The organism is Oryzibacillus soli, from assembly GCF_051594765.1.
GTDB lineage: Bacteria > Bacillota > Bacilli > Paenibacillales > NBRC-103111 > Paenibacillus_AR.
On record NZ_JBPPGJ010000002.1, the window covers coordinates 137,102 to 151,956 of the forward strand.

The following is a 14,855-nucleotide window of genomic DNA, read 5'->3' on the forward strand; positions in this document are numbered from 1 at the left end:
CAGACTATCCTATTCTACCACAATACAAGCTATACCCCAATCGAACGATTTGTTTTTACGGGAACGGATGCTCGGACAGCCGTTATAAAAACACCCCCGGGAGCTTTTTGCCCGGGGGTGCGTTGCCCTACTCTCTCTTCTTGGACGGAGCGGCCGTCTCCACCGAGGTAAGCTGGTCGTAGAACTCGGTGTACTTGTCCTTCTCATCCGTGTTCCGGACGGCCATAGCCACCCGGGGATGCTCGTCCAGCGCGCCCGCGATCATGTACGGAATGATGTAGCCCCACTCCCACTTCTCCCGGATGGCCAGCATATGCTTCTCGATGACGCCCAGCAAGGGACGCAGCTCATAGCGCGGATTCTTCATGTAGCTGACCAGGAGCTCCGTATGACAGTTGCCCGCCGCCCGGCCCATGCCGAAGAGGGAGGAATCCAGGAAGACCGCTCCGTGCTCCGCCGCGGTAATCGTATTGGAGAAGGCCAGCTGCAGGTTGTTGTGAGTATGGACGCCGATGGTCTTGGACGGCAGGTGCTTCTTGAAGACGCCGACCAGATATTCGATGTCCTTGTGGTTCAGGCTGCCGTAGGAATCCACCACATAGGCCATATCCACGGAGCTCTTCTCCACCTCGGCCAGCGCCTCCACCAATTCATGCTCCAGCACGTGGGACAGCGCCATAATGTTGAGCGAGGTCTCATAGCCCAGGCTGTGGAATTTCTCCACCAGCTCCAGCGCCTTATCCACATCCTTGATGTAGCAGGCGACCCGGATCAGGTCCAGAGAGCTCTGCTCCCGGGGGAGAATGTCGTTCTCATCCACTCGGCCGATGTCGACCAGAGCAGACAGCTTGGTATAGCCCTTCTTCGGAATGACATCCCGGATGAAGGCTTCATCCAGGAAGCGCCAGGGGCCGGCACCGTCGCTCTTCAAGAGCTTCGGTGAATTTTTGTAGCCGATCTCCATATATTCCACACCTGCTTCGCAGAGACCCCGGTACAGGTCGGCTACGAACTCCGTGCTGAACTCCCAATTGTTGACCAAACCTCCGTCCCGGATCGTGCAATCCAGGATCTTTACATTGTCCCTCGTCATTTGGCAATCGCCTCCATGGCTCTTTACTTGGCATTCATTCATGGGAATGTTTACAGGATAGTATACCCAGCCTGTACTAGATTGACAAGCCGAAGCATATGCATGCACCAAGGAAGATCCGGGAGTACATCTGCAAGGAGGGACGGAAATGGCAAGAGTGATCGTAGTCAAACGCAAGGTCCTGCATTTTATATCGGCGGCGTTCCTGCTGTTGGCAGGCACCATCGCCTATTACAGCTGGACCGGTGGCGGCATTGAGCCCGTCGGAGGTCTTCCCGAGGGAGACCGGGTCATCCATATGGTGACCGGCGAATTCGAGAGCACGACGGCTGACGGCCGGAAGATCGAAGCCTACGGCTGGAATCCCGGGACCGTCTTCGTGGAGAAGGATGAGAAGGTCAAGCTGGTGCTCTACGGTGTGAACGGGGAGAGTCACCCTTTTTACATTGAGGGCACCACCATCAAGGGCGAGGTGCGCAAGGGCAAGGAGACCGTCGTGCCTTTTCAGTCGTCCAAGGAGGGCACCTACCGGATCATCTGCCTGACCCACATGGATAAGGACCACAGCGGTCCCATGATCGGCTATATCGTCGTCGATTGACCCTGCCGGGTTGTTGCCTAACCTGCCCCGCCTGCATACAATGCTAGCGAAGGAATGGCGGATAGGGGCTGGTGGGACCAAGGTGCAGATGAATAATCAAGGCAAGCACGAGAAGCCGCTGCCGAACGCGCGGCAAATCCGGCGCTCCTGCGGGAAGGAGCTGTACCGCACCGTCAAGCGGCTGAAGCGGTACATCCCGCCGGAGCAGATCCAGCAGGCGGAAGAGCTGTATGTCAAGAAAGTGATGCTGAATCTCTTGTGGATCGCCGACAACGGAAGCAACCGCAAGGTGCTGGCGGATTGGTTCGAAGAGCATGTAGCGCCGGAGATCGCTCCGGTCTGGGGCGTGGAGACCGAGGTGCTGTCCAGAGCGTTCCGGGAATCCTTCGGCGGCTGATGCTCCTCTCCGGATGCATCCGGCCGAAGACGATACACACAGGAAAGCCAAAGCGGGGAAGACTCCTGTTGCATCAGGATGTCTTCCCCGCTTTGGCTTCGGCGGGCGCCGCCTCTTCCATCCACCGCTCGAAATCCTCGGGCAGCAGGATATCCACGCACGTGCCCTTCCCCCACTCGCTTCGGATGATCATCTGCCCGCGGTGATTGGCCAGGATCTGCTGGCTGATCATGATGCCCAGGCCCGTACCGTGATCCTTGCTCGTCACGAACGGCTCGCCGAGCCTGGACAGCACCTCCTCGGGTATTCCCGTTCCCTGGTCCCGGATCCGGATCAGCACGCAATCCTGCTCCGCCCTGCGTGCCTCCAAGGAGATGACTCCTCCCCCGGGCATGGCCTCCATGCCGTTCTTGATGATGTTCAGGAATGCTTGCTTCAGCTGGTTCTCTTCGCACCGGATCTTGGGCAGCCCCTCGTCGAACCGGGTCTCCAGAATGATGTTGGACAGATGGGCTTGGGGCTCCATGATCCGGATCATATCCTGGAGCAGGGCCTTAACGTCTTTGATCAGGTATTGGTTCAGGTGGGGCTTGGCCAAGACGATAAACTCGCTTACGATGAGGTTGATCCGGTCCAGCTCCTCCAGCATCAAGTCCAAGTGGACCGGCTTGCCGATGTCCCGCTGCCGGAACAGCTGTACGAAGCCCCGGAGAGTAGTCAGCGGATTGCGGATTTCGTGCGCTACCCCGGCGGCCAGCTGTCCGACGACCGATAGCTTCTCTGAACGGCGGAGCTTCTCCTCCGTCTCCTTGCGCTCCGTTATGTTGCGGCTGATGACGGCCAGCGCTTCCAGCCTCTCTGCGTCTCCACGGATCGGCGAGATGGTCAGGCTTACTTGAACCTCCTTGCCCTCGGATGTTCGGCGGAAGGTCTCATAGCCGTTAATCTCGGAGCCGGATTGAATGTGTTGAATCAGCTTCTCCGTCTCTCCTGACAGACGCTCCGGAAGGATGTGGCTCTCGAGGATCCCTTCCCCCGAATAGCCGTATAGCGACTCGAAGGCAGGATTGACCTGGATGATGCGGCCCTCAATATCCATGATGTAGATGGGAGCGGGGCTTTCCTTAATGATGGAATATAAGAACCCGTTCGACTTCCGAAGGTCTTCCAGCATCTGGAGATGGCGCTGCGAATAGGTCTCCAGAACGTCCGCCAGCGCGTGCAGATGCTCGGACTCGAGCAAGGCGTCATTCGATAAGGGGCGTTCGCTTGCGGGCATGCCCACGCTCTCGCAGAATCGGAACAGCCTCTCCAGGGCGGTACGGTGCTTGCGGCCGGTCGATTGGGCCACCCAACGTCCCAGTGTCCAAGCACCGGCAACGGAGAGCACCCAGGCGGCCGAGAAGACGAGACTCCTCCGAGTCCAATTCCACTTCTCCGGCGTGCCGGATAGAAGGGGCCCCAGATACCCTACCAGCTCCAATATGCCGATTATGAGGGATAAAAAGCCCAACAGGAACAAGATCAACTTCCAACGAACGGCGGGATGTGCCATTAGGACTTTCCTCCTGACAGCAAGGGTTTATGCGGGCCGATGTTAGATATTTCTGCACTTTTCCACAAATTCCTCTAGGATTCCAAAATCATACATAATTTTTTGTAGAAAAATCGGATTCCGGCTTCCGGTTACGGCCCCAGAACAAAGATCGCCCTGCACTTGGCCAAGACGGCTGGGTGAGGGCGATCCGCATATCAGGACTATTGAACTGGAACAGGAAAAGATCCTGCCACCCTTGCCGGATGACAGGGCCGATTGCTTACGGCTTGTAGAAGAATACGGTTACCGGCCACAGGAGCTGATCATTGGCATCCTTCAAGCCGGTGATGGTGATGGAATGAAGCCCAGCCGGAATGGCCTGCAGATTCATCGGAATACGCAGAGTTTTTCCGTTGGTGCTGGGTACAGAGGTCCAGTCATTGGAGAGCTTCGTATCCGTATAGATGGCCATGGATTGCGAAGCTGCCAGCTCAGCATTGAATTCGACGTTCAGGTATGAATCCACAATGATCGGATAGACATTATTGTTACGCTCAAATTCTTGAGCCGCCGTGGCATCCGTTGCCGAAGACGTGGCGAAAGCATATACCGCCTTGGCATAGGTTGCGGTGGGAGCTACCACCTTCAGCGTGAACGTCTTGGACACATTCAAGTAAGTCAGGGTCACCGTTGCGGTTCCCGTTCCGCTAACATGGAAGAGGCCTTCGATTTGCTTGCTGCCGACGTTCGTGCCGGTATACTCGTATTGGGCCAGCGAGGACACGTCCTTGACCGACCCGTCTCCCATGGTGGCCAGTATCCGCATCGGCTGATATTCGGTATGGTAGGTCCCGTCATACGCATAAATCAGGACATCTTGATTACCGTCATCCTTCACCATGCCCACGACATTCAAATCTTTCGCCGATTTCACCACGACCGGGAGCGTCACCGAGTGGCCATTGTAAGTTGCCTGAACGGTCGTGGAGCCGTCCGCATTGCCGCCGACTACGGTTAAGGTACCATTGGAGGATTGAGTCACGGCCACATTCAAATCCGTCGATTGAACATCCGTGAGCAAATTCGTGACATCCGTTACGGTGTCATTCTCGGTATAGTAGGCTTTCATCTCTTCACTCTGGGTTTGGTACAAGCTGAGATGGCCTGTCGAATCCATCACTTCCCGGTGAACCGGTTCAAGATGCAGTCCTGGAGTACGGACGTGCATGTAGATATAGGTGCCGAAATTGGAAAAGTTGACGTCCACCATGGCATCCCCGTTCGCCAAAGCTTGAACCCGCCCGTTGGACACCAGCTTCACCACATCCGGACGGTTGGAAGGCTGCCACCTTGCCATGGCGGTGACATCTTCGGACGAGCCGTCCTCAAACACCGCAATCATCTTGAGGGTCTTCATTCCCGTCGTATAGAAGGTGATGGCGTTGGCCAGACCGGGTTCGCTGCCGACATCCACAGCGGTTCCATTATCATCCACGTACTGGAATTTCAAGTCATGGACGAATCTCGCCAGGACCGGAATGATTAGAGTCTTGCCGCCATATTCCGCTGTGATGGTGGCCGTACCGGAGGTATTGACGCTGCTGATATCCACGTAGCTGCCATATCCGTAAGTCACTTCTACAACCGAAGCATCGGAGCTGGTCCATACGGCGCTGGTACTAACATTCCTGCGGGCTCCATTCCCGTAGACCGCATACAGCACAGCCTCCTTGTTCCCCGCCGAATTCAACACCAGTTGGCCGGACTGATTGAGATAAGCATCATCCGTTCCCAAATAAGGGTAGGTGATCTGCAGGCTGCTCAGGGTATCGGGTGCCAAGCTGATATTGTTGGCAACGGCATATTCCAGGATCAAACCGCCGAACATAGCCGATACCTCCGAAGTGCCGGACTCCAGAGGAGTGAACACGCCATTGGAAACCGTAACGATGTCCCGCTCATTCACCGTCCATCTCGCTTGATCGCTTACGTCCTCCGTCGAGCCGTCGCTGTAATGGGCCGTAACGGTCACGGTCTGGGGAGACGGATTGCTGTCCGTAAAGGTGATGTCCGAAGCGCTCGTCGTCAAATTCGTCAGAATCTTGGAGCCGGAAGGATCCACCTCCACCTGAACGACGACACTGGCGGAACGGCCGCCATACACCGCAGTGATGCTGGTCGTTCCCGGGCCTGCCGGAACAATCCGGCCTTCCGTTACGGTTGCCACGTGGGAATCTGCACTAGTCCAAACCGCCGTCTTCGTAACGTCGTCACCGTTAAAGGAAGCGGTCACCTGTTCGGCGCTCAAGTCGGAGATGGTCAGGATGGAATCCGACAAAGAAAGAGTATCATGGATCGATGCAGGTGTGCTCGGCGTCGGCACCGGTGTCGGCGTTGCAGAACCGGTCGGTGTCGGCGTTGCAGAGCCTGTCGGTGTCGGGGTCGCCGAGCCCGTCGGTGTTGGTGTAGGCGTTGCCGAACCGCTCGGCGCCGGCGTCGGCGTGACAGGAGTCGGCGTCGAGCTGGAATCGTCCGAACCGCCGGAGCTGTCTCCGCTGGACGGAGTAGCGGACGGGGTCGGCGTCGGGGAACCACTGCCCGCAGGTGTTGTGGTAGCGGACGGCGTCGGTGTCGGTGTCGGGGTCACACTGCTGTCGGACGGCTTCGGGGTGTAGCCGGGAAGCGTCTTCGCCGCGTCTTCGTATTTGGATGCATGAAGGATGAGTTCATAAGCCAGCTTGGCGAGAGCCTGGCGCTCCGCAGGAACAGCCGGCTGGAAGCTCACCGTTCCGTCCGGACTGCTGATTCCGGCAATAAAGCCGATCTTATATGCAAAAGCCACATAAGGCTTCGCCCAATCGGCAATTTGAGCGGCATCGGTGAATTTCAAACCGCCGGCTGCCGGTTGCTTGGCCTGCTGATCCCAACCGAAGGCGCGGATAAAGAAGATCACCAGCTCCTGGCGGGTTACGAAGGCATTCGGAGAGAAGGTGCTGCTGGAGGTGCCTTCGGCAATTCCGGCCTTCACGACGGCCCCGATTACGCCTGTATACCAAGCTCCCGGCTCCACGTCCGTAAACTTGGCGGCAGCAGCTTGGTCCTCCTTCAATCCTTTGGATTTGGCCAGTACTTTGGCCAGCTCCGCACGCGTCATGGGCTTCATGGGCTGGAAGGTGCCGTCCTCATAGCCTGAGACCATGCCCTGGTCCACAAGATACTGGATTTCCTTCGCGGCATACGAACTCCCAATATCGCTTAACGTTACAGTTGTTGCACCCATGGCCCATGCCGGGACCATGAAGCTCATGATCATACTGAGCACCAGCAGTAAACTGATTCTGCTTCGGTTCATTTTTGACAGCATCGATAACTCTCCTTTTCCATTCACGAGATTTTCATAGTTCAGCTTAAGAAATTCCAGTAAAATAATATTGTAAGTAAACGACAGGTTGCCCCTTATCTTCACGTGTTCTGTTATCATGGGCAACTACCGGCCGATGTCGTTTTTATACAAGACAAGCGCAAGAATCTTGCTATAATAGACCAAAAATGGTTCTTTATACTCAAAAAAAATGCGGATACCGAATCGGTCTGCTTAAAAGCACCCTTGTGATCCCAAACCCGAGGAGCGGTCTCCATGAAATACCTTCCCATGCACAACTTCGGCATGAAGCATTTTGTCCACCATCATATAGAAGCAGGCGAAAGCGCCATACCGGCCGATACCACCATTGCCATCCACTTCATCCTCCAGGGAAGCGGCATGCACCGGAATCTTGCCGTTCGTTCCGGCGATGTGATCGCCATGGGCATGAACAAGGAACCGATGACCGGAAGCTCTCAACATGCATCGGTATTCATTGCCGAAATGGATATGGGCCTCTTCTACCGGTTAACGGGGATGCTGCCCGCCGAATGCGCCCAGGTTATTCTGCTGAACGATATCCCCTTCTTCAGACATCTGTGCGAACTGCTGGCTCAAGCGCCGGAGTCCCATCAAGCAGGCATTGCCGAGCTGAGATTATGGAAGTTAGCGGAGCAAAATTCCTATGATTCCAGCGCCAAGCTGGCTCGGATTCAATATGCCGCATCGCTCTTGTCGAAGCACCAGCAGCCCGATTTGGACGCCATCTCACAGGAGCTCGTCCTCTCCCGGAGACAGCTGGAACGGGACTTCTCCCTGTTCCTGGGGATGACGCCTACGGAATACTACCGGATCAGACGGTTCCACAGATCCTTGAGGTACTTGAGAAGCCTGGACCCTGTCCAAGCAGCCTTGAAGTCCGGTTACTGCGACCAGGCCCACATGACTAAGGAATACAAGAAGCTCTCCATCTGGACGCCGACTCAAGTCCTTCAGAACTTCGACGTCGATTTTGCGCATAAGCCCGTTGCGAACAGGCTTCTTCACGGCTACGAAGGAACCGGCTATTAACCCAATCCACCATTCGCGAGGTATACGCACATGCAAACGCGTCCCATGCATCCGTTCGGGATTCTGCATTTTGTCCACTATACGATGGGCTGCGGCGAAAGCCCTATCCTGGCTACCACCTCCATCTCCATCACCTTCATATTGGAAGGCACCGGTTCTTATAACGGCATCTGCTTTCGGGCAGGGGACGTAGTGGCCTTGGGGATGAATAAGCATCCGCTGGTAGGCACTTCGAACGATGCTACAGCTCTTATCGTCTCCATGGAGGTGGAGCTCTTCCATCGGCTGACCGGAATGTTCCCTCTTGTATGTGCCGAGGTCACTCCATTGACCGATGTCCCCTTCTTCCGGCGGTTGTGCGAGATGCTGATTCAGGCTCCGCCCTGCCACAGGGCCGGTATGGCGGAGCTGCGGCTGCTGCGGTACGCGGAACAAAGCCCGTACGTGCATCGCTACAAGATGGACCGGATCTGCCATGCATCCAAAATGCTCGAGAGCCGTCCGGAGCTCTCCCTCGAATCCGTCGTTCAAGAGCTGTCCATATCCAAGAGGCAGCTGGAAAGAGACTTTGTACAGACCTTGGGCATGACGCCAAGGGAATACAGCCGCATCGTCCGGTTCCGGCGGTCCATGAAGTATCTGAAGCAGATGAACCCGGTCCAGGCCGCCCTGATGTCCGGCTATTGCGATCAGGCCCATATGGCCAAGGAGTATAAAGCCCTCTCCATCTGGACGCCGACCCAATGCCGGAAGCAGCTGGACAAAAGTGTCTCGGAATTGCCCGTGGTCTTGTATATGCTGCCGGACTAAGGCAACCTGTCTGGTGCGCAAAAAAACAAACGCCGACTCGGATCGAGTCGGCGTTCGTTATGTTCAGGCCCGTATGCGCGGCCGCCAGGCCTGTCAGCCTTTGACGGCCGTACCGGACAGCCCCTGGATGATAAAGCGCTGTCCGATCAGGAAGACCAGCAGCATGGGAAGGATGCCCGCCGTCGCCGCAGCCATCATTCCGTTGTAATCGACGTTGAATTCCAGCACGAAGTTCTGCAGCCCCAGCGGCACCGTATAGAGCTTCCGGTCCGTCAGGAACACGAGGGCATTCTCGAAGTCGTTCCAGTGCCAGGAGAAGTCCAGGATGGCCAGGGTGGCCAGAGCCGGCTTCGCCAAAGGCAGGACCAGACGGAGGAAGATCCTGCCATGCCCCGCCCCGTCGATGAAGGCCGATTCGGTGATCTCCTTCGGTATGCCCATGAAGAACTGGCGGAGCATGAACACGCCGAAGATGGTGAACAGGCCGGGAAGGATCAAGGCCAGATGAGTATTGTAGATGTGCATCCAATCGAACATGATGAACTTCGGCACGAACAGCACCTGCGGCGGGATCATCATCATGGACAGGTACAAGAGGAACATGGCGTCACGGCCCTTGAACTCAATCCGGGAGAAGCCGTAGGCGGCCAAGGCAGACAGGAACGTAGCCCCCGCCATGCTGATGAAGGCGATCTTGAGGGAGTTCAGATAGTAGGGCAGGAAGCTGCTTTTGCCGCTCCACACCTTGATGTGGTGCTTCCATTCGAGCGTCGTGGGAATCCAGCGGTTGTAATCGAATACCTCGGCCGGCGTCTTGAAGGACGTGCTGATCATCCACAGGAAGGGCAGGATCATGCCCAGACCGAGCAGGCCCAGCATACAGGTCAGCACGATTTTGTTCAGTAAGGACTTCGTCTCCATGGCTGCCCCCTCCTAGTAGTGAACCCATTTTTTCTGGCCGTACCACTGGACCAGGGTGATCAGCAGCACGAAGGCGAACAGCACCCAGGAGATGGCCGAAGCATAGCCCATCTCGTAATAGCTGAAGGCGGTCTTATAGATCAGAAGAGACATAACGGTGGTGCTGGAGCCCGGTCCCCCCTGGGTGATGGCGTAGATGACGCCAAAGCCCTTGATGGCTCCAATCAGACCGGTGATCAAGAGCAGGAAGGTCGTCGGGCTGACCAGAGGCCAGATCACATGCCGGATAAGGGTGTAGGTCCGGGCCCCGTCTATGCGGGCGGCCTCCAAGAGCTCCGGTGAGACCTCCTGGAGCGCAGCCATATAGATGATCATATTGTAGCCCAGGGTGGCCCAGACGGCGATGATGATGAAGGCGAACATAGCGGTGTCCGTCGAAGCGAACCACCCCGGAGGACTGTCGATGCCGACGGCCCGGAGGAACCCGTTGATCGGTCCTTGGCTCGGTTGGAACAGGAGCATCCAGACGAAGTAGACGGCTACGCCGCTGGTGATGTACGGCATGAAATACATGGAGCGGAGCAGGCTCTTCAGGAAGACGCTCCGGTTCAGCGCCACCGCCACCAGGAAGGCGACGATGAGCGAGACCGGCACGGCGGCCAGGTAGAGCAGCGTGTTCTTGATGGCGATGATGAACTTCTCATCGGCGAACAGCCGGGTGAAATTGTCCAAGCCGATGAAGCGGTAGTTCGGGTTGGCGAATTGGTAATTGGTCATGGTCAGGCCAAGCGAGAAGACGGCAGGGATTAAGAAAAAGACAATGACGCCCAGCATGTTCGGCAGAATAAACAGATAGCCCATTCTACTCTGCCGGCTCATCCAGCTTCCACCCATAAGAGTTCCTCCATCCGGTACCAAATCTTATTTCTTATTCTGCTTCAGGAAATCGTTATGCCGCTTCGCCATGTTCTCGAGCGTATTCTTCAGGTCCTGCTTGCCCAGGAAGTACTTCTCGAATTCTTCCTTCCGGAGATCGATGACCTGCTGCTCCAGCGTCGACACGAAGGTCGGGAACTTGCCGAAGACCACCTTCTTCAGCGAATCCTGATCGTACGTGGTCTCCACGCCGGCCAACAGAAGCTTCACGGCCTCGTCCACGTTGGCATCCTTGGAGGCCGGCAGCCGTCCGCCGGAAGCCATGGGCAGCATGCCCCCGTCCGCGTACCACTTCAGGAACTTCCACGCCGCTTCCTTATTCGGGGATTTGGCATTGATGGAGACCACGTCTCCCAATCCGGCGGGGTACTTGAACTCGGTCTCATTCTTCGACAGCCTCGGCAGGGCGGCGAAGGCGATCTTGAAGCTGCGCGGGTAATCCTTCAGGTTGTTGGCGTTGCGGAAGATGAATTCCCCCGCATACAGCATGGCCCCTTCGCCCTTCAGGAACATGGTGTCCGTCGGCATCTTGGAGGTCATCTGCTCGCCATACATCGGCATGGATTTATCCTTCGCCATCATATCGAAGCTGATCTCGAAGCCCTTCGAGGCCAGCGGATTGTTCAGGTTGGAGGTGCCGTCCGCCTTGGTGTAGCCGATGGCCGCCGTTGCCGCATCCACCTGGCCCATGTAGTTGGATTCGTGAATCAGGAGGCCCCAGCGCTTATCCTTCTTCAGCTTGGCTGCGTAGGTCTTCATGTCGTCCCAGGTCCAATCCAGGGGAGGAATCGGCAGGCCCGCTTCATCCAGGGCGTTCTTGTTCAGCCAGATGAAGCTCAGATTCTTCTTGGTCGGCAGGCCGTAGTATTTGTTGTCGATGGTCCACAGCTTGGCATCGGGGCCCATTTTCTCATCGATGTTATAGTCCTTGAAGGCGGAGAGATCCAGCGCCAATCCGGATTCCTTACGCTTCTGGAGACGGGAGTAGGTATAGTTCACATACAGGTCCGCATCCTGGCCGGTCATGAGGGCCGTATCCAGCTTCAGATTGCCCGGGTCGTCGTTCACGAAGCGCTCATAGGTGACCTGGATGTCCGGATTCTGCTTGTTCCATGCGTCCACGACGGCCTGCGGCCCCGATTCCGCAGGGACCCCGCCCCACATCTTCAGCTGCACCGTCTTCTTCGGCGCTTGGGTAGCCGCCGCCGTGCTGGCCGTACCGGGAGAAGCACTGCTTCCTGAAGCGCCGCTGTCCGAGGACCCGCAGCCTGCCGTTACGCCTGCCGCCATCAAGAGACTTAAGCCGCCTGTGAACCACTTGGCTTTGTTCATTATTCCATCCCCTTCGCCTTATGTTCTGGTCTACATGCTCATCATAGCATCCCGTCCTCCAGCGGGGCAGATACACGGTTTGGGGAATCATGCAACGATATTTGGATCCTGGGGCATGGGCATGCGGACTGCTGCGGACTGCCGGACAGATCTTTTACGGAGCGGACTTGCGGTAATCGCTGGGGGTGACGCCCATCCATCGCTTGAAGATCTTGATGAAATAGCTGTCCCCCGAAAATCCGGCCTTCTCTCCGATCTCCGAGATGGACAAGGAGGACTCCCGAAGCAGAAGGGCAGCCGCTTCCACCCGCAGACGCTGATGGTAGTGGGTCAGCGTATCCCCCGTCTTCTTCTTGAACAGATCGCTCAGATAACTGGCCTCCATGCAGGCCAGCTCGGCCAGCCGCTTCAGGCTCAGGTCCTCCGCGTAATGCTCCTTCAAGAACGCCATGACCTTGTTGATCTCGGGATGGTCCGTGTACCCCTCCTCCGGCTTGCGGGGCATATCCGACCAGACCTTGTCCAGCTTCTTCAGCCGGTCGCGTCCCGCCAGCTCCGATTCGATGCGGGACAACGATTCACGCAGCTTGCCGGGATCCAGGGACAGCTTCAGAAGGTAGCCGGAGGCCCCATATTCCAGCGCCTGACGCGCATATTCGAAGTCGCTCATGCAGGTCAGCATGAGAAAACGGCCTTCGAAGCCCTCGCTCCTGGCCTTCCGGAGCAGCTCCACGCCGTCCATCACGGGCATGTCGATGTCCGCGATGACCAGATCGGGCGACAGCCGCCGGATGAGCTCCAGCGCCTGCTCTCCGTTCTCCGCCTCGCCGGCTACAGCGAATCCGGCGTTCAGCTTCTCCAGCACCTTGCGGACATATCCCCGCGCCTGCTCTTCGTCCTCCACCAAGAGTACCGTTCTCATGGAAGCATCTCTCCTCTTCTCCATCTCATGAGTGATCCTGCGGCTGCCGGTCCTGCCCGCCCGTCTGGTAAGGGGTGGCAAGCAGGAGCGGAAGCTCCAGCCGGGCCGACGTTCCCTGCTCCCGCTCCTCCAGCGTCAAGGCGGCCTGGCTCTGATACAGAAGATGAAGCCGCTCCCTCAGGTTGCTGAGCCCTACGCCGGAGTGGGCGCGCCGCTTCGGCCGGGCCTTGGCCGCCTCCAAGCCGATGCCGTCATCCTCCACCGCCAGGAGCAGCCTCTTGCCCTCCATGACGGCTGAGATGCGGATATTCCCCTCCCGCACCGTACTGCCGAAGCCGTGGACGATGGCATTCTCCACCAAGGGCTGCAGGGACATCTTCGGCACCAGCGCATACTGAAGGGACGGATCCAGGTCGAATACCGTCTCGAAGCGGTTGCCGAAGCGGGCATTCTGAATCTGCATATAGGCGCTGACCAGTCCCAGCTCCTCCTTCAGGTGGATCAGGTCCACGTCCAGGTTCAAGCCGGACTCCAGGAGCTTGCCGAGCGACACGCAGATGTCATGGATCTCGTCTTGATCCTCCTGCATGGCGATGCTCTTCACCGTGTTCAGCGTATTCAAGAGAAAGTGCGGGTTCATCTGGGAGAGCAGTACCTGGAAGCGGACCGCCTGCTTCTGGCGCTCCTCCAGCTTCAGCCGGTTCACCAGCCCGTGGATATCCTGGACCATTCGGTTGAAGCTTCGCGTCAAGGACTGGATCTCCTCCGTGCTGCTCGTCTCCGGCAGAACGGTCTTCAGGTCGCTGCCGGCCATAGCCTCCATCTTCCGCTGAAGCCGGAACAAGGGTCGGGTGATGCCGGAGGACAAGGCGATGGTCAAGGCGGCGAACACCAGCACGCAGCCGGCCAGCACCGTATAATACCGGGTCTTCATCCGGTCCACTTCGGCGAAGAGCTCATGAAGCGGCGTTCCCTTGATCAGATACCAGTCCAGCATAGGAATATAGGCGCTCGTATAGAGCATACCCGCCTTCTGGTCGCGCCAGTTGGCGCCGCTATGGGCATCCGCCGCGTGCAGCGCATCATCCAGAGACTTCTTCGGAAGCTGCCGCTTAGGGTCGGAGACGAGCAGGGTTCGGCCTCCCCCCTCGGCCAGGGCATAGAAGGCGCCTTCGTCCCGGCTTTCCGTCACGCTGCGGGTGACCCGCTGGAACCACTCCTCATAATCCATACTGATGCGGAGCAGTCCGTGTGCGGGATAGTAGCTGTCCTTCAGCAGGGCATAGAAGGAGACCATCTGGGTGCTCCGGTTCAGGTCCCGCTTCACGTCGCTCAGATCCTGCGTCACCCAGGCGTTGCTCTCCGGACCGTTCAGAACCCGCTGGAACCCCGGGATGTGCAGCAGACTGTCATAATCCAGCGGCTCGTTCGGGTAATAGGACGTGTAGGCGTTCCCCTTCAGATCCAACAGCGTGTAGAAGACCTGCATCCCTGAGAGGAAAGTCCCGTTGGCCACGCTGCTGAATTTGCTCTCCACCCGGCCCTTGCGGTCGCTCCACTCATAGGCATCGGGATTGCGCATCAGGTCGGAAAAAGCCCGGTCCTGCTCGAACATCGGCCAGGTCTTGACCATGATGCCGATCTGGTCCTGCAGACTCTGCTTCAGGGAATAGAGCTTGTCCCGGTCCCGGTCGCTGGCGCTTTGCTGCAGCTCCGCCTCGACGGACACGAAATTGTAAGCGCTTAAGATTACGAACGGAAGCAGAATGAAGACCAGGAACAAGACGATCAGCCGGTTCTTCAGGCTTCTGGGCAGGTAGCGGAATGAGGGACGGCGCATGCCGTTCACCTTCCTTTCGGATAGTGGAGCT

12 protein-coding genes are annotated in these 14,855 nt (G+C 57.4%); 4 read left to right on the top strand and 8 right to left on the bottom strand.

Going from position 1 to position 14,855, the window contains the following annotated elements; translation table 11 throughout:
- Positions 1-127 precede the first annotated feature (127 nt).
- Positions 128-1,093 (bottom strand): aldolase catalytic domain-containing protein, encoded by a 966-nt coding sequence (locus ACSEXW_RS02570; RefSeq protein WP_438444531.1) that lies wholly within the window; start codon positions 1,091-1,093, stop codon positions 128-130.
- A gap of 148 nt (positions 1,094-1,241) precedes the next feature.
- Between ACSEXW_RS02570 and ACSEXW_RS02575 the strand changes: the two genes are divergently transcribed.
- A complete protein-coding gene (locus tag ACSEXW_RS02575; RefSeq protein ID WP_438444532.1) occupies positions 1,242-1,694 on the top strand; it encodes a cupredoxin domain-containing protein in 453 nt (150 codons plus the stop codon).
- Positions 1,695-1,782: 88 nt separating this feature from the next.
- Entirely contained in the window at positions 1,783-2,091 is a 309-nt protein-coding gene (locus ACSEXW_RS02580; RefSeq protein ID WP_438444833.1) for a dehydrogenase, read from the top strand.
- A 73-nt stretch (positions 2,092-2,164) separates the two neighbouring features.
- On the opposite strand, the gene ACSEXW_RS02585 is transcribed toward ACSEXW_RS02580, so the two are convergent.
- A complete protein-coding gene (locus tag ACSEXW_RS02585) occupies positions 2,165-3,646 on the bottom strand; it encodes an ATP-binding protein (protein WP_438444533.1) in 1,482 nt (493 codons plus the stop codon).
- A 262-nt stretch (positions 3,647-3,908) separates the two neighbouring features.
- Positions 3,909-6,992 (bottom strand): S-layer homology domain-containing protein, encoded by a 3,084-nt coding sequence (locus ACSEXW_RS02590; RefSeq protein WP_438444534.1) that lies wholly within the window; start codon positions 6,990-6,992, stop codon positions 3,909-3,911.
- A gap of 273 nt (positions 6,993-7,265) precedes the next feature.
- Between ACSEXW_RS02590 and ACSEXW_RS02595 the strand changes: the two genes are divergently transcribed.
- Entirely contained in the window at positions 7,266-8,063 is a 798-nt protein-coding gene (locus ACSEXW_RS02595) for a helix-turn-helix domain-containing protein (protein ID WP_438444535.1), read from the top strand.
- Between the two features lie 30 nt (positions 8,064-8,093).
- Positions 8,094-8,873 (top strand): helix-turn-helix domain-containing protein, encoded by a 780-nt coding sequence (locus ACSEXW_RS02600; RefSeq protein ID WP_438444536.1) that lies wholly within the window; start codon positions 8,094-8,096, stop codon positions 8,871-8,873.
- Positions 8,874-8,966: 93 nt separating this feature from the next.
- Here the strand turns inward: ACSEXW_RS02600 and ACSEXW_RS02605 are convergent, their stop codons facing one another.
- The 5 genes from ACSEXW_RS02605 to ACSEXW_RS02625 form a co-directional block, all read right to left on the bottom strand.
- The gene (locus ACSEXW_RS02605) at positions 8,967-9,794 is read right to left on the bottom strand and encodes a carbohydrate ABC transporter permease (protein WP_438444537.1); all 828 of its coding nucleotides are present in this window, start codon (positions 9,792-9,794) and stop codon (positions 8,967-8,969) included.
- A 12-nt stretch (positions 9,795-9,806) separates the two neighbouring features.
- Positions 9,807-10,688: a carbohydrate ABC transporter permease gene (locus ACSEXW_RS02610; protein WP_438444538.1), complete on the bottom strand. Its 882-nt coding sequence runs from the start codon at positions 10,686-10,688 to the stop codon at positions 9,807-9,809.
- A gap of 27 nt (positions 10,689-10,715) precedes the next feature.
- Positions 10,716-12,062 carry an ABC transporter substrate-binding protein gene (locus ACSEXW_RS02615; protein ID WP_438444539.1) on the bottom strand — a complete coding sequence of 449 codons (1,347 nt, stop codon included), beginning with the start codon at positions 12,060-12,062 and terminating at the stop codon, positions 10,716-10,718.
- 154 nt (positions 12,063-12,216) lie between these two features.
- Complete coding sequence (locus tag ACSEXW_RS02620; RefSeq protein WP_438444540.1) at positions 12,217-12,984, bottom strand: response regulator; 768 nt, start codon at positions 12,982-12,984, stop codon at positions 12,217-12,219.
- Positions 12,985-13,009: 25 nt separating this feature from the next.
- The gene (locus ACSEXW_RS02625) at positions 13,010-14,824 is read right to left on the bottom strand and encodes a sensor histidine kinase (RefSeq protein ID WP_438444541.1); all 1,815 of its coding nucleotides are present in this window, start codon (positions 14,822-14,824) and stop codon (positions 13,010-13,012) included.
- Positions 14,825-14,855 lie beyond the last annotated feature (31 nt).